Below are 25339 nucleotides of genomic sequence, written 5' to 3'. Positions count from 1 at the left end.
CGGCGCAGGCGCCATGCGGGGTTCTGATCGCAGCCGCACCTGCCCGGCGGTCGAACAGCAGGTGCGCTGCCTGCTTCGCCTGTAGATTCCCCGCCCCGGCGGGGCCTTCTCCCTTCTCCGCGGCCACACCCATGACTTCGCTTTCCACGCACTCACGTTTCGGCGGACGCCTGGCGTATCGCCTGATGTTCGGCACTGCGGTCATTGCGTCGTTGTGCTTCGGGCTGACCGCGGCCATCACCTACTGGCAGAGCAGCGGCGCATTGAGTACATCGGCGCAGGCCACGATGCAGAACGCTGCGCGCTACCAGGCCGAGCAGATCGGCAGCGAACTGGGTCAGGCGCTGACCACTGGTCAATCCCTGGCCACCACCTTGCTGGTGCAGCGCGCCAACGGTGGCATCAGCCGCGACACCGCCGCCGCGGTGGTGCACGATCAATTACAGGACCATCCCGAATGGGTGGGCATGGGCACCTTGTGGGAAGCGCAGGCCTTCGATGGCAAGGACAGCGCCTTCGCCAATGCCCAGGGCCACGACGCCACCGGCCGTTTCATGACCTACTGGGGACGCGACGGCCACACCCTGGTGCGTGAGCCGCTCACCGACTACGAAACTCCCGGCCTGGGTGACTGGAATCTCAAGCCGCGCGCCCTGCTGCGGCAGACCGTGGCCGAACCGTACGATTACAAGATCGGCGGCAAGACCGTGCTGATGACCACCTTGTCCACGCCCATCCTGCAGGACGGTACCTACCTGGGCGCAGTGACGGTGGACGTGGCACTGGCAGCGTTGCAACAGCGCCTGGGCGCCCTGCGCCCGATGGACAGCGGGTATGTGGAGCTGCTGTCGCCGGCCGGCGTGGTGCTGTCCTCGCGCGACAGCACGCGCATCGGCAAACCGCTGACCGATGCACGGCACCGCACCATGCTGGAGGCCATCACGGCTGGCAAGGATTCGGTCGATTTCACCCCCGACGCGGCCGGCATGGTCAGTGCCTATGTGCCGCTGCAGATCGGCAAGGCGCAGGAACGTTTCGCGCTGGGCGTGGTGGTGCCCTACGCGGCCATCATGCAGCAGGCGCATCGCCTGCTGTGGACGATCCTGCTGGTGGGGCTGGGTTCGGCGGTGGTGCTCAGCGGTGCGCTGTTCCTGCTGTTGCGTCGCCAGGTGGTGCGTCCGCTGGAGTCGGCGGTGGGCGTGGCCGATGCAATCGCCTCCGGCACGCTCGACAACCAGATCGCCGTGCAGCGCCAGGATGAAGTGGGCCGGCTGATGGGTGCGATGCAGCGCATGCAGAACGATTTGCGCGCGCGCATCGAGCGCGACACCGCCGTCGCCAACGAAAACCTGCGCATCCGCACCGCGCTGGAGCACTCCGAGATGGAAGTGCTGCTGGCCGACGAGCACCACAACGCGGTGTTCATCACCGAAGCGCTGCACACCTCGTTCAAGCAAGGCGAACCGGCCTTCCATGCCAAGGGCCAGGCCGGTTTCAGTGCGGATGCGGTGGTCGGCAAGCCGCTGGAATACGTGTTCGGCACCGACGCCGACGGCAGGGGGCGCACGCAGCGATTGCAGCAACTGCAGACCACCGTGTCCGAGCGTTACACCTTCGGCCCGGTGACCCTGGACCTGACCATGACCCCGCTGTACGCGCCGGACGGCCATCGCAGCGGCAGCATGCTGTTGTGGCGCAACGTCAGCGCCGAAGTGAGTACGCAAAAAGAAGTGGCCACTCTGGTGCAGTCTGCCTTGATGGGCGACTTCGGCCAGCGCCTGGCGCTGGACGACAAGCACGGCTTCTATCTGGAATTCGGCCGTCAGCTCAACGGCTTGCTGGAAACCACCTCGCAGGGGCTGGAGCGTATTTCCAGCCTGCTCAGCGCACTGGCCGAAGGCGACCTCAGCGTGCGCATGGATGGGCAGTTTGCCGGCGTCTTCGCACGCATGCGGGACGATGCCAATGCCACGGTGGCGCAGCTTACCGGCATCGTCTCCGGAATCCAGACCTCGGCCACGCAGATCAATGCCGCAGCCAGCGAGATCGCCGCCGGCAACAGCGACCTGTCGCAACGTACCGAGCAACAGGCCGCCAACCTGGAAGAAACCGCTGCCTCGATGGAGGAACTCACCTCCACCGTCAGGCAGAACGCCGAACACGCGCGCCAGGCCAACCAACTGGCCATCGGCGCGGCCGACGTCGCCGCGCATGGCGGCGCGGTGGTGGCGCAGGTGGTCACCACCATGTCCGGGATCGAGGTCTCTTCGAAGAAGATCGCCGAGATCATCAGCGTGATCGACGGCATCGCCTTCCAGACAACATCCTGGCCCTGAACGCGGCGGTGGAAGCCGCGCGCGCCGGCGAACAGGGGCGCGGTTTTGCGGTAGTGGCCTCGGAGGTGCGCACGCTGGCGCAGCGCTCTGCCGGTGCCGCCAAGGAGATCAAGCACCTGATCGACGATTCGGTGAGCAAGGTGTCCGAAGGCTCGGCGCTGGTGGACCAGGCCGGCAAGACCATGGCCGACATCGTGGCCAGCGTGCAACGCGTCACCGACATCATGGGCGAGATCTCCGCCGCCTCGCAGGAGCAGTCCGCAGGCATCGAACAGGTCAACCTCACTGTCACCCAGATGGATGAAGCCACCCAGCAGAACGCCGCACTGGTGGAAGAAGCCACCGCCGCCGCGCGTGCGATGGAAGAACAGGCCGGCCAGCTCGCGCAGGCGGTGTCGCGCTTCACGCTTGCCGATACGGCCCCAGCCATCGCATCCACCGGCAGGCCCACGCTCACCGCCGTCGCCGCCCTCCCTGCCAGGCCATCGCGCACACCGGCCTGAACCGCTGCGGTCGCGCCCGGTCACGGGCGCGGTAGCTGGGCGTGTGATACGTCACGATGACCTGCCGCACACGGCATGGTTAGACGCCGGACCGTGTCTTCCGTGGCGCGCTTCACCGCAGATCGCCACGCGGCGCGTCGCCGAACACGCCGCGTTCATCCTTGCAAAGTAAAGAATCCGGGCCCCGGGCCGTTAGCGTGCAGGACACACATCGCCTTGCATCGCCCGGAGTACATGATGAACAAGTTCAACGATTGGCCCATCCGCCGCAAACTGATGTTTGCGTTCTGCCTGAGTGCCGTGCTCACCGCCCTGCTGGGTGGGTTGGGCTTCTCGCGCATGAAGCAAATGCAGCAGCAGGCCGTGCTGATCAATGAAAATGTCGTGCCGGTGCTGAGCAGGCTGTCGGAACTGCGCGCCTTCGGTGGCGAATTCCGCATCTACGAGTCGGGCCAGTTCGTCAATCTGGATAATCCCGAGCGCTACGCCTACTTTCTCACCCGCATGGACGAGATCCAGGCCAGCTACCTCCAGACACAGAAGGCACTGGGGGCCAAGGTCGATGCCGGCTCGCCGCTGAAGGCCGGCTACGACAAGCTGGCCAAGGAAAGCGCAAGTTACTTCGAGGCCAACAAGACACTGCGTGCGCTGTACAAGCAGCCCGACTACGCCGCCGCCATCCTGGCGAACAAGCAGTCCGGCGACATCCGCAAGGTGCTGTTCCAGACCATCGACAAGATGTACGCCGAGCAGTCCACTGCACTGGCCAACATGGTTGCGGCCAGCAGCGCCTCGTTCAAGCTGACCAGTGCGGTGCTGCTGATCGGCACCTTGCTGATGGCGGCCCTGTCGGTGACCTTTGGCTGGTTGATTGCACGCAGCATCACCAACCCGCTGTCCAGGGCGCTGGGCGCCATCCAGGCAGTGTCGCGGGGCGATCTCAGCGTGCAGATCGGCAAGACCAGCAAGGATGAAATCGGCCAGATGCTGGACGCCACCGGCGGCATGACCCTGATGCTGCGCCGCTTCTCCGACGAGACCGCGCGCATGTCGCACCTGCATGCGGCCGAAGACATCACCCACCGCATGCCGGAAGATTTCCCCGGCGTGTACGGCACGCTGGCTGGCGGCATCAACACCATGATCTTCGAACATCTGGATGCCATCACCGACTCGGTGCGCATCCTCAACCAGTACGCACAAGGCGACCTGACCCAGGACGCCCGCCGTCTGCCGGCCAGCCGCGCGATCCTGCACGAAGCGATGGATGCGGCCAAGGCCAGCCTGTTGTCGATCAACACCGAGATCAAGCAGCTGGCGCAGGCGGCCGCGGCTGGCGACTTCAGCGCCCGCGGCGATGCGGCACGCTTCAAGTACGACTTCGCGGTGATGGTGGCGGATCTGAACTCGATGATGGAAGTCAGCGATCGCAACCTGGGCAAGCTGTCGCAGCTGCTGGGCGCGGTGGCCGATGGCGACCTGACCGCACGCATGGACGGCGAATTCCATGGGGTGTTCGCGCGTCTGCGTGACGATGCCAACGCCACCGTGCAACGCCTGACCGACATCGTGGGCCGCATCAAGCACTCCACCCTGGCCATCAACACGGCGGCCGGCGAAATCGCCGCGGGCAATCAGGATCTGTCGCAGCGGACCGAACAACAGGCCGCCAACCTGGAAGAAACCGCTGCCTCGATGGAGGAGCTCACCTCCACCGTCAAACAAAATGCCGAACACGCGCGTCAGGCCAACCAGCTGGCGATCGGTGCGGCAGGGGTGGCATCGCACGGCGGCAGCGTGGTCGGCCAGGTGGTCACCACCATGTCCGGCATCGAAACCTCGTCCAAGAAGATCGCCGAGATCATCAGCGTCATCGACGGCATCGCCTTCCAGACCAACATCCTGGCCTTGAATGCGGCCGTGGAAGCGGCGCGTGCCGGCGAACAGGGCCGCGGTTTTGCGGTCGTGGCTTCGGAAGTGCGCACGCTGGCGCAGCGTTCGGCCGGTGCCGCCAAGGAAATCAAGAGCCTGATCGACGACTCGGTGAGCAAGGTGGCCGAAGGCTCGGCACTGGTGAACCAGGCCGGCAGCACCATGAGCGAGATCGTCTCCTCGGTGCAGCGCGTCACCGACATCATGAGCGAGATCTCCGCCGCCTCGCAGGAACAGTCGGCCGGCATCGAGCAGGTCAACCAGACCGTGACCCACATGGACGAGGCCACCCAGCAGAACGCCGCGCTGGTGGAAGAAGCCACCGCCGCCGCGCGCTCGATGGAAGAACAGGCACAGCAGCTCACCGAAGCGGTGGCCTTGTTCCGCCTGTCGGCCGAGCTGGAAGCGGTGACCCGCGCCGCGCCGGTGGTGCGCCCCATCACCGCCAAGCGACCGGCGGCGGTCAGCGCGCCGGTCGCAACGCGTGCGGCCCGTCCTGCAGCGCGTAGCGCGGTTGCAGCGGCGCCGTCCAGCGAGTCGGATTGGGCGGAATTCTAAGCCCCAGTTTCAATGCGAGTTTCATCAAAGCCGCGCTCGCAGGAGCGCGGCTTTTTTATTGGCTACACACGCAGCAAAGCAGACACGGCAGTCAATCAATCCAATACTTTTATATCGAGCACATTCAATTACTGTATTAAATTAACTGCAGAGCTCGCCAGTCACTTTCCCACTCAACCGATATATGGAACGGACACATCCTTGAATCCATTTCACGACACCAACCTGGTTTATATATTTTCCATCACCCAGGTATAAAGTCTTTGCACAATGCCGCCGTTATTCGTCTTAGCGACATGTCACGCAGCAGAAGGTGGCGTCACCGGGTCGCTCCTTTCATCTCGAGCCTTCCAGGACCTTGTCATGACTGCATTACTCCAGCGGTACAACGTAGGCCCGCGCCTGGCGGCGGCATTTGCCGTGCTGATCGTGCTGTCCGGCCTGATTGCCTTCATCGGTTATCGCGGCCTCTCATCGGCACGCGCCCTGGTCGACGACATCGTGCACCAGAATATGGTGAAGATCCGGCTGTCCAACGACATGATCAATGCCAATTTCATTATCGGCATGCAGCTGCGCAATGTGGTGCTGCCCACCACCGATGAAGAGAATCGCCAGTTCATCGCCATCATCCAGTCGGCACGTGCCGATTACAACAAGGCGCGCGAAGCGCTGTATGCCATGCCGCCCTCGGACCAGGGCAAGGTGTTGCGCGCCCAGATCGATGCGCGCCGTGCCGAGGTCAAGGTCTTGAACGACAAGGTGATGGACCTGGTGATGACCGGCCATAGCGACGAAGCCCTGCCCTTGCTGCTCACCAAGGCCGCGCCGGCCATGCAGGGCTGGCAGGACAAGATCGCCGAGAACATCGCACTGCAGGACAAGATGGCTGCCGACGCATCGGGTGTTGCGTTGAAGTCGATGGACGACTCGCGCAAGCTGCTGATCGGCGGCACGCTGCTGGTGGTGCTGCTGAGCGGCACCCTGGGCCTGTTGATCACCCGCAGCCTCACCGCACCGTTGAGCCGCGCCACCCGCGCAGCCGAATCGATTGCCGGCGGCAAGCTGGACAACGACGTCGATACGAAGTTCAACGACGAAACCGGCCGCCTGCTCAAGGCCATGCACAAGATGCAGCAGCAGCTGCGCAACCTGCTGGCCGCGCAGACCGACATGGCCCGCCGCCACGACGAAGGCCAGATCAGCTTCCGCATCGATGCCGATGCGTTCCCCGGCGAATACGGCCGCATGGCCAGCGACACCAACAACCTGGTGGCCTCGCACATCGCGGTGAAGATGAAGCTGGCGCAGATCATGGGCCGCTATGCCATTGGCGACCTCAGCGAAGACATGGACAAGCTGCCCGGCGAGAAGGCCGTGCTCACCGAGACCATGGCGCAGGTCAAACTCAACCTGGGCGCGATGAACACCCAGATCAAGCACCTGGCGCAGGCCGCGGCCAATGGCGACTTTAGCGCACGCGGCGATGCCGAGCGCTTCCAGTACGATTTCCGGGTCATGGTGGAAAGCCTCAACACCTTGATGTCCACCGCCGACGGCAACCTGCAGTCGCTATCCGGTCTGTTGCAGTCCATTGCCGCAGGCGACCTGACCGCGCGCATGAGCGGCGACTTCCACGGGGTGTTTGCGCAGATGCGCGACGATGCCAATGCCACCGCCGTGCAGCTGGCCGAGATCGTCACCGGCATCAAGGCGTCGGCCATCTCGATCAAGGGTGCCGCCAGCGAAATCGCCGCCGGCAACCAGGACCTGTCGCAGCGCACCGAGCAGCAGGCCGCCAATCTGGAAGAGACCGCCGCCTCGATGGAAGAGCTCACCTCCACCGTCAAACAGAATGCCGAAAGCGCGCGCCAGGCCAACCAGCTGGCGATTGGTGCGGCCGGCGTGGCCTCTCAGGGTGGCGAGATCGTCAGCAAGGTGGTCGAGACCATGAGCGGCATCGAAGCCTCGTCCAGGAAGATCGCCGACATCATCTCGGTCATCGACGGCATCGCGTTCCAGACCAACATCCTGGCCTTGAACGCGGCGGTGGAAGCCGCGCGCGCCGGCGAACAGGGCCGCGGCTTTGCGGTGGTGGCCTCGGAAGTGCGCACCCTGGCGCAGCGCTCCTCGGGCGCGGCCAAGGAGATCAAGGACCTCATCGACGACTCGGTGCAGCGCGTGGCCGACGGCTCGGTGCTGGTGCACGACGCCGGCAAGACCATGGGCGAGATCGTCTCCAGCGTGCAGCGCGTCACCGACATCATGGGCGAGATCTCCGCCGCCTCGCAGGAGCAGTCTTCGGGCATCGAACAGGTCAACCAGACCGTCACCCAGATGGACGAAACCACCCAGCAAAACGCCGCTCTGGTGGAAGAAGCCACCGCCGCGGCGCGTGCACTGGAAGAACAGGCGGTCGGGCTGACCGAGGCCGTGGCGGTCTTCAAGACTGACGCCGGCCATGCATCGGCGCCGCCGTCGCCGGTGCGTGCGGTCCCGTCGCGGCCGGCGGTGAGTGCCGTGCTCAAGGCGCCGGTTGCCGTGGCCGGGCGCCCTGCTGCCTCCAAGCCGCGCGCGGTGGTCACCGCGTCCAGTAACGACACCAGCTGGCAGGAGTTCTGAGCAAGCGAGCAGGACTGGCTGAACGGTTCCGGTCGGCAGCGATGCCGACCGGCTCAAGGCATAACTGGTATCGGCCGATACCCAGCGTACGCCCATGAGACGCATCGATGACCACTTCGCCCGCGCAGTTGCCGCAGCCCCATCCCCCTTCCCCGCGCCGCTGGACCAGGCGCTGGGATGATCTGGCCATCGCCAGAAAACTCGGCGCGATCGGTGTGCTGGCGCTGGTGGGGCTGATCATTCCGGTGCTGCTGTACAGCGGCAAGCTCAATGAAAGCGTCACCATCAGCAGCAACGAATTACGCAGCTACGGCCCACTCGGACAGATGCTGGGCCTGATCACCGACCTGCATGCGGCCCATGTCGACAGCGGCAGCGCCGCCAGCGCGGCGTCCAGCCGGGCCGAACGCGACCTGCAGCAACTGCTTGTGGTCACTGCGGCAATGCCCGGCTTCGAACGCAGCCAGAAACAACTGCTGGCGCTGCAACAACGCCCTCTCGCCAGTGCCGACGCCAACGCCTATGCCGGCGTGAGCGAACAGGCCTTCGCTGCGCTCGACGCCTTGCGCGACGACAGCCAGCTGGTCTACACCCCGTATATCGAAAGCTACCACCTGGTGGTGGCCACGCTGATCTACAGCCCCGATGCCACCGAAGCGCTGACCCGCCTGGATGCGGCCAGCGATCCATCGCAGGCCGGCGACAGCCGCGCCATGCTGCGCGAGCAGCTCAACCAGCTTCAGCGGCACCATGTGCGCTTCCGCCATGAGCTGAACAAGGCGATGGGCCTGCTGGAACAGCCCGACCCCGCCCTGGCCGATGCCGCCCGCACCGAAGCCACGCGCGCCACTGCAGCACTGACGGCGCTGGCCACCGCGCTGGACGGCAGCGATACCCAGGCCGACACGCAATGGAATGCTGCGCTCGATGCACTTGGCCAGGCCATGCAGGATCTCAGCAGCACTTCGCTGCAGGCCTTGCAGCGGCAGTCCCAGCGGCACCTGGCGGATGCGCGCAATGCCATGTGGCAGGCCATCGCCGGGCTGTCGCTGCTTGCGCTGCTGATCGCCACGCTGTGCTGGTACACATTGTCCCGGCTCACCCGGAACGTGGGCCGCGCTGCGGCAGTGGCGGCCAACATCGCGCGCGGCGACCTGGACGAGCGCATCGTGGCGCCCAGCCACGACGAGACCGGCCAGCTGCTCGACAACATGCGCAGGATGCAGGAGCAGCTGCAACGCGTGCTGGCGGCACAGAGCGAGATGGCGCAGCGCCATGACGCGGGCCAGATCAGCTACCGCATGCAGGCCGACAGCTTCCCCGGCGCCTACGCCACCATGGTGCACGACACCAATGCGCTGGTCGGCTCGCATGTCGCGGTGAAGCTGCAGCTGGCGCAGATCATGTCGCGCTACGCCATCGGTGACCTGAGTCAGGACATGGACCGCCTGCCTGGCGAAAAGGCCGTGCTCACCGACACCATGGACACGGTCAAGCGCAATCTCTCGGCAATGAACAGCGAGATCAGTCTGCTGGCGCAGGCCGCCGCCAACGGCGATTTCAGCGTGCGCGGCGACGCGCAGCGCTTCCAGTACGATTTCCGCGCCATGGTCGACAGCCTCAATCAGCTGATGGCCACGGCCGATGCCAATCTGCAGTCGCTTTCCACGGTGCTGCAGGCGATTGCCGCCGGCGACCTCACCACCCGCATGCACGGCGATTTCCATGGCGTGTTCGCACGCATGCGCGACGATGCCAATGCCACGGTGACCCAGCTGGCCGATATCGTCGGGCGCATCCAGCGCTCCACCGACGCCATCAACGAGGCCGCCAGCGAGATCGCGTCGGGCAATCAGGATCTTTCGCAGCGTACCGAGCAACAGGCCGCCAACCTGGAAGAAACCGCCGCCTCGATGGAGGAGCTCACCTCCACCGTGCGCAACAACGCCGAGCATGCCCGCCGCGCCAATCAGCTGGTGGTCGGCGCCGCCTCGGTGGCATCGCAGGGGGGCGAGGTGGTTGGCCAGGTGGTCGGCACCATGGCCGGCATCCAGGCGGCCTCCAAGAAGATCGCCGACATCATCGGCGTCATCGACGGCATCGCGTTCCAGACCAACATCCTGGCATTGAATGCCGCCGTGGAAGCGGCGCGTGCCGGTGAACAGGGACGCGGCTTCGCCGTGGTGGCCTCGGAAGTGCGCACCCTCGCCCAGCGTTCTGCCGGTGCAGCGAAGGAAATCAAGCGGCTGATCGACGACTCGGTCAGCCGGGTGGACCACGGCAATCAGCTGGTCGGCCAGGCCGGCCGCACCATGCAGGACATCGTCGACTCGGTGCGTAACGTCACCACGATCATGCAGGAGATCAGCGAGGCCTCGCAGCAGCAGTCGCAAGGCATCGATCAGGTTGGCCAGACCATCGCGCAGATGGACCAGGCCACCCAACAGAACGCAGCGCTGGTGGAAGAAGCCACCGCCGCGGCACGCTCGATGGAAGAACAGGCGCAGCAACTGCGTGATGCGGTCTCGGTGTTCCAGCTGCACGCGGCCGCACCGGCGCGCCTGGGGCAGGCGGCCTGAAAACGGCAGGGCGCGGGCCACGGCATCCGTCGATGGCCCGGCCCCTGCGACCCATGCGTTGACCGAAGACACCGCCGCCTGACCATGGCACCGGCTGCCGTGGACGTGATGTTGGTCGGCACGCAGGCAGCGCGCCTGCGGCCGCCATCGCGCACCACGATGGCCCCGATGCCGCGCCCTTCAGGAATTGCGCCAGCGCGCCGCATACCTCACCGGTGCCTCCGGCGCGCCGCCACCCTCGCCTCACCCTCGCCTCACCCTCGCCTCGCCGGTGCATCCACCCGGCACCACACCTGCCTGCACACACCCATCACGCCCGACGCGTGATCGAGCGGTGAATTGCCCGCGCGCGTAACGCTTGGCGGTCATCCAGATATCGGCCTTTCCAGCCCTCGCGTGCACGCCCGCATCACCTCGGTGACGGCTGCCCGTACACGGCCGCGCAAGCGAGTTCAGGCGCCGCAGCGGTCGCCGTTACCGAACACAAGCATGCAGACCTGCCCCGCAACCGATTGCCGCGTGACACCTCTCACCGGCATCGATGGAGGGCTGGATGCCTGCCTGCCACGGCCCGGCTCGACATCGTGATCCACGCGACCTGGCCGATGCGCATTCCCCCTTCCCGCCCATTGCCCCGAGATTTCAACATGATCGCTCTTCTACAACGGTATAACGTCGGCAAGCGCCTCACCTTCGCCTTCGGCACGCTGATCCTGCTGTCCTGCGGTCTGGTCGCCACCGGGCTGTACACCGTGGCGCAAGCACGCGAGCGCATCGACACCGTGGTCAACCGCAACATCACGATCATGCAGCACCTGCAGGACATGACCAACGCCAGCTCGGCGGTTGCCGTGCAACTGCGCAACATCGTGTTGCCCACCTCCGAGGCGGACAACCTGCGCTTTGCCGGCATCATCAAGGACAAGCTCGCTGCCTATGAAGACAGCCGCCGCACGCTGTACCTGTTTTCTGCATCGCCGGAGGCCACGGCCCTGCGACAGAAGATCGATCAGGCCAGCGAGGCGGCCAACAAGGTCAATGCGCAGGTCGCGGCGCTGGGCTTGAGCGGCAAGCCCGACGAAGCACTGGCACTGCTGCTGCAGAAAGCTGCGCCGGCCACCGAGCAGTGGCAGGACGCACTGGCCGACTACGCGGCGTTGCAGCGCCGTCGCGCTACCGAAGCCTATGAAGCCGCCACCACGGCCATGGCACGCGGCCGTGCGATGCTCATCGGCGGCGGCCTGGCGGTGGTGTTGATCAGCGGCCTGCTGGGTTGGGCGATCACCCGCAGCCTGGTGCGTCCGCTGACCCAGGCCACGCGCGCCGCCGAGGCCATTGCCAACGGCAGCCTCGATAACGATGTGCGCACCCAGGCCAACGACGAAACCGGCCGCCTGTTGCAGGCCATGGACAAGATGCAGGACCAGGTGCGCAACCTGATCACCGCGCAGCTGGACATGGCCAAGCGTCACGACGAAGGCCAGATCAGCTTCCGCATGGATGCCGGCGCGTTCCCGGGCGACTTCGGACGCATGGCCAACGACACCAACGAGCTGGTCGCCGCGCACATCAAGGTCAAGATGCAGACCATTCACCTGGTGGAACGCTATGCCATCGGCGATCTGAGCGAAGACATGCCGCAATTGCCCGGCGAAAAGGCCGCGATCACCACCGCGATGAATCAGGTCAAGCACAACCTGTCCACGATGAATCACGAGATCAAGCACCTGGCCCAGGCGGCGGCCAATGGCGACTTCAGCGCACGCGGCAATGCCGAGCAGTTCCAGCACGACTTCCGCCTCATGGTCGAAAGCCTCAACCACCTGATGGCCACCGCCGACGGCAACCTGCAGTCGCTCTCGGGCCTGCTGCAATCGATCGCCGCCGGCGACCTGACCGCACGCATGAGCGGCCAGTATCAGGGTGTGTTCGCGCAAATGCGCGACGACGCCAACGCCACCGCCGAACAGCTGGCCAACATCGTCGGCCGCATCCAGGAAGCGGCCGGTGCGATCGGCCTGGCCTCCGGCGAAATCGCCACCGGCAACCAGGATCTGTCGCAACGCACCGAGCAACAGGCGGCCAACCTGGAAGAAACCGCTGCCTCGATGGAAGAACTCACCTCCACCGTCAAGCAGAATGCCGAACACGCCAGCCAGGCCAACCAGCTCGCCATCGGCGCCGCTGCGGTCGCCTCGCAAGGCGGCGAAGTGGTGGCCAACGTGGTCACCACCATGTCCGATATCCAGGCCTCGTCCAGGAAGATCGCCGAGATCATCAGCGTCATCGACGGCATCGCCTTCCAGACCAACATCCTGGCACTGAATGCCGCAGTGGAAGCGGCACGTGCCGGTGAGCAGGGCCGTGGCTTTGCGGTGGTCGCCTCCGAGGTGCGCACCCTCGCCCAGCGCTCGGCCAGTGCGGCAAAGGAAATCAAGCACCTGATCGACGACTCGGTGGACAAGGTCGCGCAAGGCGCCACCCTGGTCGACCAGGCCGGCACCACCATGGCCGACATCGTTGCCAGCGTGCAGCGCGTCACCAACATCATGGGCGAAATTTCCTCGGCCTCGCAGGAGCAGTACGCCGGGATCGAGCAGGTCAACCAGACCGTGACCCAGATGGACGAAACCACCCAGCAGAATGCCGCGCTGGTGGAAGAAGCCACCGCCGCCGCGCGCGCCATGGAGGAGCAGGCACAACAGCTCACCGAAGCGGTGGCCGTGTTCAAGGTGGCCAACACCGCACCGGTGGCGCGGCGGCTGTCGGCCATTGCCAATGCACCGGCCAATGCGCGCCCCGCAGCGCGCCCGATTGCCGGTCCCGGCACCGTCGCCGCCCGGCAACGCGGCTCCGCCCATGCCGCGACATCGACCGCCGATCTCGGTGACTGGCAGGAGTTCTGAGCTCCCCGCGATGCACCGCACGCCTTGAGCATGGGTGACACTGCCGCTGACGGCAGTGCGCGCTGTCGGAGTCGCACGCACCGCGATCAGCGCTGAACATCGCACGACATCGACACAAGGCTGGCCCGGTGACGGGCCGGCCTTGTGTCTTCTCTGGTCCACACAGACACCGCGGCTGCGACCACCCGGATCGCAATGCAGTGGTCCTGCGCGTCGACCAAGCGGCATTGCATCCGCGCGTTCGTGGATATTCCACCCGCTGGGCGTATCGCGGTCGTCGGCAACGCAAGCGCGACGCGCAAGGCGCCCTTCGAAGAGGCGGCGCGATCGAGGCGAGCAGTGCTGAATGCCATGAGATCGTCCAAGCATCGCCGTCGCTATCGTCATGGCAGCCTCGCGTTGCCCACCCACGCCGTGCATGCCAGGTGAAAGCGCAGTTGGGCCGCACTGCAGCGGCGCGCGTAGGGCACGCAGAATGGGTGAATTCAGGCGCTGCCGGCCAACAATTCGGCACAGTTCAACCACAGCGACAACACATCCGCACGCGCCCCTCACCTGCGTGATCCAGCGCTGTACCGGCAGTGTGCATCCCGCTCAATTCGCCGATTGCCGCGCCGTTACCACTGGGCGCGCTGCAAGCGGACACGAGCGCACCGCAGCGCGTCGTCCGCCGCCAGCCACGCAACCCACCTTCGAGTCGAGCGACCCCATGAGTTCTTTTCTGCAGCGCTTCAATGTCGGGCCACGTCTGGCCGGCGCCTTCACCGTATTGATCCTGCTGTCCGGCTTCATCGCCTTCATCGGCTATCGCGGCCTGAGCTCGGCGCGCGGGCTGGTCGATGCGCTGGTGCACCAGAACATGACCAAGATTCGTCTGTCCAACGACATGATGAATGCCAATTACGTCATCGCCGCCGAGCTGCGCAATGTGGTGCTGCCGACCAGCGACGCAGACAACCTGCGATTCATCGAGAAGATCAAGACCGCACGGGCCGACTACGCCAAGGCCAGGCAGGCGCTGTACGCGCTGCCCTCGTCCGAGCAGGGCAAGGCCATCCGCGAAGATATCGACCAGCTTACCGGTCCGGTGCGGGAGTTGAACAACAAGGTGATCGACCTGGTGATGTCCGGCCACAGCGATGAAGCGCTGCCGCTGCTGCTCACCCAGGCCGCACCGGCGCTGCAGCAATGGCAGGACAAGATCGGCGACAACATCGCACTGCAGGACAAGCTCGCCGCCGAAGCCGCGGCCGTGGCGCTGCAATCGATGGACGATTCGCGCAAGCTGCTGGTCGGCGGTTCGCTGCTGGTGCTGCTGCTCAGCGGCACCCTGGGCCTGTTGATCACCCGCAGCCTCACCGGCCCGTTGAACCGCGCCACCGGCGCCGCCGAAGCCATTGCCCGCGGCAAGCTGGACAACGCCGTGCACACCGATGCCCGCGACGAGACCGGCCGCCTGCTGCAGGCCATGGACGCCATGCAATCGCAGGTGCGCAACCTCATCACCGCCCAGCTGGACATGGCCAAGCGCCACGATGCCGGCCAGATCAGTTTCCGCATGGATGCCGGCGTGTTCCCAGGCGACTTCGGCCGCATGGCCGGCGACACCAACACCCTGGTCGACAGCCACATCCAGGTCACCACGCGCCTTGCGCAGATCATGGGCCGCTACGCCATCGGCGACCTGAGCGAAGACATGGACCAGCTGCCGGGCGAAAAGGCCACCCTCACCGACACCATGGCGCAGGTCAAAGCCAATCTGGCAGCGATGAACCAGCAGATCAAACAGCTGGCAACGGCCGCGGCCGATGGCGATTTCAGTGCGCGCGGCGACGCGGCGCAGTTCCAGTTCGATTTCCGCATCATGGTCGAAAGCCTCAACCAGCTGATGGCCACCGCCGACGGCAGCCTGCAATCGCTGTCGGGCATGCTGCAGGCGATTGCCGCCGGCGACCTCACCGCGCGCATGGACGGCGACTTCAAGGGCGTGTTCGCGCAGATGCGCGACGATGCCAACGCCACCGCCACCCAGCTGGCCGGCATCGTCGGGCGTATCCAGACCTCGGCGGTGTCGATCAATGCCGCTGCCAGCGAAATTGCCGCCGGCAACAACGACCTGTCGCAGCGCACCGAACAACAGGCTGCCAACCTGGAAGAAACCGCAGCGTCCATGGAGGAGCTCACCTCGACCGTCAAGCAGAATGCCGAGGGCGCTCGGCAGGCCAACCAGCTGGCCATCGGCGCGGCCAGTGTGGCTTCGCAAGGTGGTGAAGTGATCGGCAAGGTGGTCGACACCATGGCCGGCATCCAGGCGTCCTCGAAGAAGATCGCAGACATCATCTCCGTCATCGATGGCATTGCCTTCCAGACCAATATCCTGGCCTTGAACGCCGCAGTGGAAGCGGCGCGCGCCGGCGAACAGGGGCGTGGGTTTGCGGTGGTGGCCTCGGAAGTGCGCACCTTGGCGCAGCGTTCTTCGGCGGCCGCCAAGGAGATCAAGGACCTGATCGGCGACTCCGTGCAACGTGTGGCCGATGGCTCGCAGCTGGTGGACCAGGCCGGCCGCACCATGGCCGAGATCGTGGCGTCGGTGCAGCGCGTCACCGACATCATGAGCGAGATCTCCGCCGCATCGCAGGAGCAGTCGGCCGGCATCGAGCAGGTCAACCTCACCGTCACCCAGATGGATGAGGCCACCCAGCAGAACGCCGCGCTGGTGGAAGAAGCCACCGCCGCCGCCCGCGCCATGGAAGACCAGGCGCAGCAACTGACCGAAGCGGTGGCCGTGTTCAAGATCGAGAGCCATCCGCCGCTTGCTGCTCGCAGTGCGCCGGTTGGCCACGCACGTGCCGTGCCGCGTCGCGTACCGCGCCCGGTTCTGGCTTCCACCGCCACCCGCAGCAGCGCCGGCGCTGCGGCCACCACCACGATTGGCGAATGGCAGGAGTTCTGAGCCGTTGATCGGCCTGACGTGCGCCGCGCACTCCCCTGACACGGTGCGGCGACCGGCCTGACCGCGCGGGACGGCGGCACCACTCGCCGGCAGCGGGCGGCAGCCGCCGGCCATTAAGCAGCTCCGCAACCCGTTCGCCGCACCACACAGCATTCGAGAGCGTTCGATTCGCCAACTGCGAATCTTGCAGGCCGCTTCCCTGGCGACGGGGAGCGGCCCTTTTTTTGGGGTGCCCTACCCGGTCGCTGACCGAGCCAGACGCGCCGATATTCATGCATTCATAACAAATGCCAGAAACGCTCAAGGTGCTGAAAGCGATTTCATAAACTGGAAACCCAACGCAATGCACCGTTTTATGCAGATTTCGGCATAAAACATCAATTTCAAGCATAGGCGGCCGCTATCGACTTCACGCATCCGTAACGCCCTCCCCCGGGCAAGGTCGATTCCTCATGCATTCCTTCAACCGCCTCTCTGTCGGCACGCGGCTCTCCGCACTGCTGACCCTGGTCATCGCCATCTCGTTGGGCCTGCTGGCCCTTACCATCTACCGTCAGTCCGCTGGCGACATCGAATCGCAGGTCAAGGCCGAGCTGCGCTCCAGTACCCGGTTGATGCAGCAGTCGGTGGCGATGTACGACGTCACCCTGACCGAAGGCACCCAGCGCCTGGGCAGCGTGTTCGATGACATGCTCCCCACCGGGGCGCGCGAACTCGATAGCGCCAGCACCGTCACCATCGGCGAGCAGAACACCCCGTCGCTGCGCGCCGGCAAGCAGGCGCTGAATCTCAACTTCGAGGCAGTGGACCGCTTTGCGCAGGCCACCGGCGGCGTTGCGACCATCTTTGCGCGCACCGGCGACGACTTCGTGCGCATCACCACCTCTCTGCGCAACAAGCAGAACGAGCGCGTGATCGGCACCCTGCTCGACCGCAAGGGCAAGGCCTACGCCGCACTGTCCGAAGGCAAGCCCTTCACCGGCCAGGCGCAGCTGTTCGGCGAGCAGTACATGACCCATTACCAGCCGCTGCGCAACGCCGCCGGCGAGGTGATCGGTGCACTGTTCGTCGGGCGCAACTACACCCAGGGCCTGGCCGCGCTGAAGGCGCAGGTCAGCACCACCAAGCTGGGCCAGGACGGTTATTTCCTCATCGTCGACATGGCGCCGGGCGAGCGCCAGGGCCAGATCATCGCCGCACCGCCCGGTACGCCTGCGACCTTGTCGGCGCTGGCGTCGGCCGACCAGCAGGCCGCGCTGCAGTCGGTCCTGGACGGCAAGCAGCCCAGCGCCAACCTGCAACTGCGCGATGCCAAGGGCAACAGCCAGGCCTTCGAAGTCACCGCACAGCGTTATGCACCCTGGCAGTGGGCGGTGATCGGCACCCAGCCGCGCAGCGCCATCGACGGCCCGCTCAACGAACTGCTGGGCAGCATGCTGCTGTTTTCGCTGGTGGTGCTGGCCTTGTGCATCGCGGTGGTGTTCATCGCCGCGCGCAAGATGGTCACCCGTCCGCTGGCAGCAGTGGAACGCGTGCTTGGCGATGTTGCCGCCGGCCGCCTGGACAACCCCATCGAGATCGACCGCCACGATGAACTCGGCCGCCTGCTGCTCAGCGCCCGCACCATGCGCGACGACCTGTGCGCACGCCTGGAACGCGACCACCTGATCGCCAGCGAGGCGCTGCGCGTGCGTACCGCGCTGGACGATGTCAGCACCAACGTGATGATCGCCGATGCCGATCGCCGCATCATCTACGTCAATCGTCCGCTGCAGCGCATGCTCAAGAGCGTGCAGGACGAGCTGCGCCGCGACCTGCCCAACTTCGACGCCGATGCCCTGATCAATGCCAGCATCGACCAGTTCCATCGCAAGCCCGAGCATCAGGCGCGCATGCTCGACCAGCTCACCAGCACGCACGTGGCACAGATCCATGTCGGCGGCCGCACCATGCGCCTGGTGGTCAGCCCCGTGCTTGGCGCCGCTGGCGAGCGCATGGGGTTTGTGGTCGAGTGGGCCGACCGCACCCAGGAAGTCCAGGTGGAACAGGAAGTGGCCCGCATCGTGCAGGCCGCCGCCGCCGGCGACCTGAGCGAGCGTGTCAGCATCGACGGCAAGCAGGGCTTCCTGCTGTTGCTTGCCCAGCAACTCAATGCCCTGCTGGACAACAACGCCGACGGCCTGTCGCGCGTATCGTCGTTGCTCTCCTCGCTGTCGCAGGGCGACCTGACCGCGCGCATGGACGGCGACCTGCAAGGCGTGTTCGCCAACATCCGCGACGACGCCAATGCCACCGCCGACCAGCTGGCCGGCATCGTGCGCCGGATCAAGGACTCGTCGCTGGCGATCAACTCCGCGGCCACTGAAATCGCCACCGGCAACGGCGACCTGTCGCGCCGCACCGAACAGCAGGCTGCTGCGCTGGAAGAAACCGCCGCCTCGATGGAAGAGCTCACCGCCACCGTCAAGCAGAACGCCGACAATGCCGACCAGGCCAACCGCCTGGTGCTGGATGCCGCCGGCGTTGCGGCCAAGGGCGGCGACGTGGTCGGCCGCGTGGTCAGCACCATGGCCGACATCGACACCTCGTCCAAGAAGATCGCCGAGATCATCAGCGTCATCGACGGCATCGCCTTCCAGACCAACATCCTGGCCTTGAACGCCGCCGTGGAAGCCGCCCGTGCCGGCGAACAGGGCCGTGGCTTTGCCGTGGTCGCCAGCGAAGTACGCACGCTGGCCCAGCGTTCGGCCGGCGCCGCCAAGGAGATCAAGCACCTGATCGAAGATTCGGTGACCCGCATCGGTAACGGCGCTGCACTGGCCTCCGAAGCCGGCAGCACCATGCAGCAAGTGGTGAGCTCGGTGCAGCGCGTCACCGACATCATGGGCGAAATCACCAGCGCCTCGCGCGAGCAGGCCGCCGGCATCACCCAGGTCAACCAGACCGTCACCCAGATGGACGAAACCACCCAGCAGAACGCCGCCCTGGTGGAAGAAGCAACGGCAGCCGCACGCGCGATGGAAGACCAGGCCGCGCAGCTGGTGGACGCAGTGGCTGTGTTCCGGCTCGAACAGGAAGATCGCCTGAGCACCCTGCTGGCCAACGCACGTCACGCCTACAGCTGATTCAAGGCGCCACAACGACGCGCGCGCAGAGCGCCATGCTGCAAGGACGTACTTGCAGCGTGTCCTGGGATGGTGGGCCGGCCGGGATCCTGCAGCAAAGGCGCAGACCATCCGCTCTGCATCTTTGCTGCCGGGATCAGGCAATCATGTAGCGACATCTGCATCGTGCGTGTAGCGATCGCTTGGCTGTCTTCAAGTCCGGTCGAGGGCGCGGTGCCCTCACCGCTCGCGGGACACGCCGCAAGTACGTCCCTGTAGGCTCGGTGGCGGCATCCATGCCGCCACACGGTCCCGCAATCGGCGAGGACACCACGCCAGACAGTTGGTTGGTGGTTTTGTTGAAAAGCAAAGTTCACCGCATCGCCAGCTTGCTGGGCGCTGGTTGAGATCCTTGCACACCGACCATCTCGACTGGTCCTTGCCCGCCCACCGTCGCAGGACCCTTGGCGGCATGGATGCCGCCACGGAGCCTACAGGGATGTACTTGCGGCGTGTCCTGCGATGGTGGGCGGGCAAGGGCCCTGCAGTAAAGGCGCAGACCATCCGCTCTTCGCCTTTGCTGCCCGGGTCAAGCAATCAGGTAGCGACAACTGCATGGTGAGTCTCGCGAGCGCTTGGCGATCCGCAAGTCCGGTCGAGGGCGCGGCGCCCTCACCGCTTGCGGGACACGCCGTGAATCCGTCCGTGAAGGCTCGGTGGCGGCGTCCATGCCGCCACACGGTCCCGCAATCGGCGAGGACACCACGCCAGAAAGTTGGCTGGCGGTTTTACTGAAGAGCGAAGACACCGCATCGCATGGTTTGCTGGTTGCTCTGCTGATAGCTCTGCACACCGACCAACACGACTGGTCCTTGCCCGCCCACCGTCGCAGGACCCTTGGCGGCATGGATGCCGCCACGGAGCCTACAGGGATGTACTTGCGGCGTGTCCTGCGATGGTGGGCGGGCAAGGACCCTGCAGCAAAGGCGCAGACCATCCGCTCTGCGCCTGATCCGTCCGTAGCGAGCGATCAGGTCGAGACGCCTAAAATGCGCGTCTCGCAAACCCTTGGCGATCTTCAAGTCTGGTCGAGCGCGCGGTGCCCCCACTGCTCGCGAGACACGCCGTGAATCCGTACGTGGAGGCTCGGTGGCGGCATCCATGCCGCCACACGGTCCCGCAATCGGCGAGGACACCACGCCAGACGGTTGGCTGGTGGTTCAGCGAACGCATCTTGTCAGCAGCGCTTAAAGATTTCACTTTGCCGCCGATATCAAGGCGACGCCGGGACAACCTTCCGGGCCTCATCCCGCTTCCACTGTGCTTGTGCCCATGTCCCAAGGCGATACCTCAGAGTCAGAGCTGGACCACGATGCCGATCACCTCGCCGAAGGTGACGAGCGTTACCTGCTGCGCAACAAGCGGCAGATCCGTGGGTTGTTGCGCCAGCTGTTGGACCAACGCGCCGTGGTGACCATGCACGTGGCCGGCCGCGACATGGCCGTGCCCACCGCCGTGCTGGAAATCGATGAGGACGACGACTGCGTGATCCTGGACGGCAGCCATAACGATGCCTCCAATCGCGCCATCGAAGGCGCCAAGTACCTGCTGTGCTACGCCCAGCTGGAACGGGTCAACATCCGTTTCCGCCTGGACAACGCCGAACGCCTGGAGCGCGACATCCACGTCGCCTTCCGCGCCGAGCTGCCGGAAGTGATGTATCACCTGCAGCGTCGCGAGTCGTACCGGCTGGAGACACCGATCACCGACTCGCCCATCTGCATCATCCGCCAGGATGACGCGCAGGGAGGCAACCTCAACCTGCAGCTGCGTGTGATCGACATCAGCAGCGGCGGCCTGGCCGTCTCGCTCACTGCCGGCATGCCCCTGCTCGAACTGCAGCGCACCTACCGCAACTGCACCCTGCAACTGCCCGATGCCGCGCCGATCGCGCTGCCGCTCACGGTCTGCAGCCAGTACAAGCAGACCATGCCCAACGGCAGCGAAGGCTTCCGGGTCGGCATGCAGTACAGCGACCTGCCGCGCGGCGCCGATGAAACCATCCAGCGCTACATCTTCCGGGTCGACCGCCAGCGCAATGCGCGCAAGAGCGGCGTGTTCTGAACCCGACCGTACCGTCCCCGGCACGCACCTAAAGTTGCCGAGCGCGGCGCCGATGTTGCTATGGCAACCCTCTTCCAACCCTGTGCCGCAACCTGACACTCAGCCGCAACGCCCGGAGTTTTCATGAACGACAAAAGCACTGCCACCGGCACCGGTGGTGAATTCCTCAGCTTCGCCCTGGGCGAAGAACACTACGGCGTGGACATCCTGAAAGTGCAGGAAATCCGCGGCTACGATTCGGTCACCCGCCTGCCGGACGCACCCGATTACATCAAGGGTGTAATCAACCTGCGCGGCACCATCGTGCCGGTGATCGACCTGCGCCTGAAGCTGCGCCTCAAAGAAGCGCGCTACGACGCCTTCACCGTGATGATCGTGCTCAACGTCGAAGACCGCGTGGTCGGCATCGTGGTCGACAGCGTCTCGGACGTCATCCCGCTCAACGACGACCAGATCCGCCCGACCCCCGAATTCGGCGCCTCGGTAGACACCCGCTTCATTTCCGGCATCGGCACCCAGGACGATCGCATGCTGATCCTGCTGGACATCGAAACCCTGCTGGACAGCACCGAGCTGGGTCAGCAGCAGCTGGCCGAAGAAGCCGCCTGATCGGCGTTGCCGATCGACGCGTCCGAGCGACGCAACGGAAGTAGCGGTGCCCGCGGTCGTCAGATGGCGTGTGACTGGCAGTGACTGCGATGTGCGTTTGCACGTCGCTCGCCGTCAGCCCACACGCAATCAGACGGCCGCAGCGGTTTCTGGAGGTCCTGTACGACCATCAGGTGTCAGGAGCGTCCCGACACGCGACGCACGACCGAATCAAAGTGCGATGCGATTCACGTTTTTTGGATTCAAGTTGAACCGGAGCTAGCCGATAGCTGAATAGAAGCCCGTGTTAACAAACGGGTCACTGTTCGACTTTCGATTCTGGAGAATCCACATGAAGTTCCTGCTCTCGCTCCTCCCCGTTGCTGCTCTCGTGATCGTTGCTCCCACGCTGTCGGCTCAATCGCAGGAAATGATTCCGCCGGAGATGGCCACCCGCTTCGTCGGCAAGGACGGCATGGTGTGCGGCAAGGTCGAAAAGGCCAAGTACGCGCAGAGCTCGGAAGGTGAGCCCACCTTCCTGTACATGGGCGGCATGTTCCCGCGCCACACCTTCTCGGCCCGCATCGATGGCGCCAACCGCGGCAAGTTCAGCTTTGCCCCCGAATCCCTGGAAGGCAAGGACGTCTGCGTCCTCGGCAAGATCCAGCGCGACAGCTCGCGCGCCGAAATCGAAGTCAGCTCCCCGGCCGGCCTGAAGCTCGCCACCATCAAGTAATCGCCTCGCACATCGCCACGCCCACGCGTGGCGATGTGCTGTGTGGGTTATGCGGACTGACTTCTACGGGGAATCGTGTCAATGCAATGGATCAATAATCTGAAGTTGATGCCGCGCCTGATGCTCGCATTCGGCATCGTGCTGCTGATCATGCTGGTGCAGGGAATCATCGCCTACGCGGGCCTGGCATCGCTCAACAACGTCACCCGCGACCTGGCCGGCAACACCATGTCCAGCGTGCGCGAAGCCGGCGATCTGCGCGGCATGCTCGGCGAATACCGGAATGCGGCTTATCAGAACCTCGTGCGCGCCAGCGACGCGGTCAAGCAGGAAGCCAAGGTCCGCGCCAAGCGCCTCAATGGCGAAATCGAAGCCACGATCAAGGGCTACCCGCGCCTGATCGAAAGCCCGCAGCAGAAAAAACTCTTTGACGTCTTCGTGGCGGACTGGAAGAAGGCCGCCGCCTCCTACGCCAGCGTCGACGAGATGGTCGAACTGAACCTGCCCGACGATGCGGTCGACACCTTTGTCGGCGAAACCCGCACCCTGCACAACAAGGCCAAGGATTCGCTGGCCGCGTTGATCGCCGAAGACAACCTGCTGGCACAGGCTGCCAAGACCAAGGCCGAAAAGGTCCACGCTACTTCGGTCACGCTGACCCTGCTGGTGTTGCTGATCGGCATTGCCGGCGGCCTGGGCCTGGCGTTCCTGTTTGCCCGCGCCATCGTGCGCAGCATGCGTGGTGCGGTCAGCACCGCCACCGAGATCGCCGGCGGCAAGCTGGACGGCCAGATCAATGTGCAGGGCCAGGATGAAGTGGCCGAACTGATGCGTTCCATGCAGCGCATGCAGCGCGATCTGAAGGAGCGCATCGAACGCGACCGCACCATCGCCGACGAAAACCTGCGTATCCGTACCGCGCTGGACAAGTCGTCCACCGGCACCTTCATCACCGATCCCGACCGCGTCATGATCTATGCCAACGACGCGTTCAAGAAGATCGTTGCGCAGTACGAGAGCAGCATCCGCCTGGCCTCGCCGGAATTCGATGCCAATAAGGTCATCGGCCAGCACATCAGCTACCTGGGTCTGTCGGATGCAACCGTGCGCAAGGCCATCGCCGCGCTGGAACGCGATGGCGTCACCAGCTTCGAAGAGCGCTTCGGCGAAGTGGTATTGGCGCAGACGGTCACCGGCATCAAGAACGAGCACGGCGAGAATACCGGCGAGGTCTGCGAATGGCGCGACCGCACCGTCGAAGTCCAGGTCGAAGAAGAAGTCGCCCGCATCGTGCGTGCCGCCGCCAGCGGCGACATGAGCGGCCGGGTGGAATCCGACGGCAAGCAGGGCTTCTTCCTGCAGCTGGCGCAGCAGCTCAACGGCTTGCTGGATGCCAACGCCGCCAGTATCGAGCAGATTTCGTCGCTGCTGTCGGCACTGTCGCGCGGCGACCTCACCGTGCGCATGCACGGCCAGTTCAGCGGCGTGTTCGCGCAGATGCGTGACGATGCCAATGCCACCGCCGAACAGCTGGCCGACATCGTCGGGCGCATCAAGTCTTCGTCCACCGCCATCAACGCGGCGGCCGGCGAGATCGCCTCCGGCAACACCGACCTGTCCCAGCGCACCGAGCAGCAGGCCGCCAACCTGGAAGAAACCGCCGCCTCGATGGAAGAGCTCACTTCCACCGTCCGGCAGAACGCCGAAAGCGCCCGCCAGGCCAATCAGCTGGCGATCGGCGCCACCGGTGTGGCCTCGCAGGGCGGCGAGGTGGTGTCGCAGGTGGTCACCACCATGTCCGGCATCGAAGCCTCGTCCAAGAAGATCGCCGACATCATCAGCGTCATCGACGGCATTGCGTTCCAGACCAACATCCTGGCCTTGAATGCCGCCGTGGAAGCCGCGCGTGCCGGCGAACAGGGCCGCGGCTTTGCGGTGGTGGCCTCGGAAGTGCGCACGCTGGCACAGCGCTCGGCCGGTGCGGCCAAGGAGATCAAGGGCCTGATCGACGATTCCGTGCACAAGGTTGCCGAAGGCTCGGCACTGGTGCGCAAGGCCGGTGCCACCATGGCCGACATCGTGGCCAGCGTGCAGCGCGTGACCGACATCATGGGCGAGATTTCGGCCGCTTCGCAGGAGCAGTCGGCCGGCATCGAGCAGGTCAACCAGACCATCACCCAGATGGACGAAACCACCCAGCAGAACGCTGCATTGGTGGAGGAAGCCACCGCGGCCGCCCGCTCGATGGAAGAGCAGGCCGGCCAACTGGCCGAAGCGGTGTCGGTGTTCAAGCTGGACGAACCGGCCGCCGTCGCCGCGCAGGCCCGCGTGCGTCCGGTCGCATCGCGTCCGGTTGGCGTCAAGACCGCCGCCAAGCCGGCCCCGCGCACTGCGGCAG

10 protein-coding genes and 1 pseudogene are annotated in these 25339 nt (G+C 65.3%); all 11 read left to right on the top strand.

From position 1 onward, the window contains the following. Positions 1-131: 131 nt before the first annotated feature. Positions 132-2839, top strand: a pseudogene (locus OZ10_RS12635) (methyl-accepting chemotaxis protein). A gap of 237 nt (positions 2840-3076) precedes the next feature. Further along, complete coding sequence (locus OZ10_RS12630) at positions 3077-5329, top strand: methyl-accepting chemotaxis protein (protein WP_039565210.1); 2253 nt, start codon at positions 3077-3079, stop codon at positions 5327-5329. 363 nt (positions 5330-5692) lie between these two features. Continuing rightward, the gene (locus tag OZ10_RS12625) at positions 5693-7951 is read left to right on the top strand and encodes a methyl-accepting chemotaxis protein (protein ID WP_039565207.1); all 2259 of its coding nucleotides are present in this window, start codon (positions 5693-5695) and stop codon (positions 7949-7951) included. A 107-nt stretch (positions 7952-8058) separates the two neighbouring features. After that, positions 8059-10530: a methyl-accepting chemotaxis protein gene (locus tag OZ10_RS12620; RefSeq protein WP_039565206.1), complete on the top strand. Its 2472-nt coding sequence runs from the start codon at positions 8059-8061 to the stop codon at positions 10528-10530. Between the two features lie 647 nt (positions 10531-11177). Then, positions 11178-13436, top strand: coding sequence for a methyl-accepting chemotaxis protein (locus OZ10_RS12615; RefSeq protein WP_039565203.1), 2259 nt, complete (start codon positions 11178-11180; stop codon positions 13434-13436). Positions 13437-14145: 709 nt separating this feature from the next. Beyond that, positions 14146-16389, top strand: coding sequence for a methyl-accepting chemotaxis protein (locus OZ10_RS12605; RefSeq protein WP_039565198.1), 2244 nt, complete (start codon positions 14146-14148; stop codon positions 16387-16389). A gap of 452 nt (positions 16390-16841) precedes the next feature. Further along, positions 16842-19514 carry a methyl-accepting chemotaxis protein gene (locus OZ10_RS12600; protein ID WP_039565196.1) on the top strand — a complete coding sequence of 891 codons (2673 nt, stop codon included), beginning with the start codon at positions 16842-16844 and terminating at the stop codon, positions 19512-19514. 1311 nt (positions 19515-20825) lie between these two features. After that, a complete protein-coding gene (locus OZ10_RS12595; RefSeq protein WP_039565195.1) occupies positions 20826-21617 on the top strand; it encodes a flagellar brake protein in 792 nt (263 codons plus the stop codon). Between the two features lie 123 nt (positions 21618-21740). Further along, positions 21741-22226: a chemotaxis protein CheW gene (locus OZ10_RS12590; RefSeq protein ID WP_005993869.1), complete on the top strand. Its 486-nt coding sequence runs from the start codon at positions 21741-21743 to the stop codon at positions 22224-22226. A 331-nt stretch (positions 22227-22557) separates the two neighbouring features. Next, a complete protein-coding gene (locus tag OZ10_RS12585) occupies positions 22558-22941 on the top strand; it encodes a hypothetical protein (RefSeq protein WP_039408161.1) in 384 nt (127 codons plus the stop codon). 81 nt (positions 22942-23022) lie between these two features. After that, a partial coding sequence (locus OZ10_RS12580; protein WP_039565192.1) for a methyl-accepting chemotaxis protein occupies positions 23023-25339 on the top strand: 2317 nt, incomplete at its 3' end.

It is taken from the genome of Xanthomonas cannabis pv. cannabis (genome assembly GCF_000802365.1).
GTDB classification, from domain to species: Bacteria; Pseudomonadota; Gammaproteobacteria; order Xanthomonadales; family Xanthomonadaceae; genus Xanthomonas; species Xanthomonas cannabis.
The sequence above is the reverse complement of the archived record's forward strand: the minus strand, read 5'-3'. Positions and strand labels throughout refer to the sequence as shown.

Coding starts and splice junctions, on each gene's coding strand:
- OZ10_RS12620 (WP_039565206.1), top strand. CDS start 8,059: ATGACCACTTCGCCCGCGCAGTTGCCGCAGCCCCATCCCCCTTCCCCG.
- OZ10_RS12615 (WP_039565203.1), top strand. CDS start 11,178: ATGATCGCTCTTCTACAACGGTATAACGTCGGCAAGCGCCTCACCTTC.
- OZ10_RS12585 (WP_039408161.1), top strand. CDS start 22,558: ATGAAGTTCCTGCTCTCGCTCCTCCCCGTTGCTGCTCTCGTGATCGTT.
- OZ10_RS12595 (WP_039565195.1), top strand. CDS start 20,826: ATGTCCCAAGGCGATACCTCAGAGTCAGAGCTGGACCACGATGCCGAT.
- OZ10_RS12600 (WP_039565196.1), top strand. CDS start 16,842: ATGCATTCCTTCAACCGCCTCTCTGTCGGCACGCGGCTCTCCGCACTG.
- OZ10_RS12630 (WP_039565210.1), top strand. CDS start 3,077: ATGAACAAGTTCAACGATTGGCCCATCCGCCGCAAACTGATGTTTGCG.
- OZ10_RS12625 (WP_039565207.1), top strand. CDS start 5,693: ATGACTGCATTACTCCAGCGGTACAACGTAGGCCCGCGCCTGGCGGCG.
- OZ10_RS12590 (WP_005993869.1), top strand. CDS start 21,741: ATGAACGACAAAAGCACTGCCACCGGCACCGGTGGTGAATTCCTCAGC.
- OZ10_RS12605 (WP_039565198.1), top strand. CDS start 14,146: ATGAGTTCTTTTCTGCAGCGCTTCAATGTCGGGCCACGTCTGGCCGGC.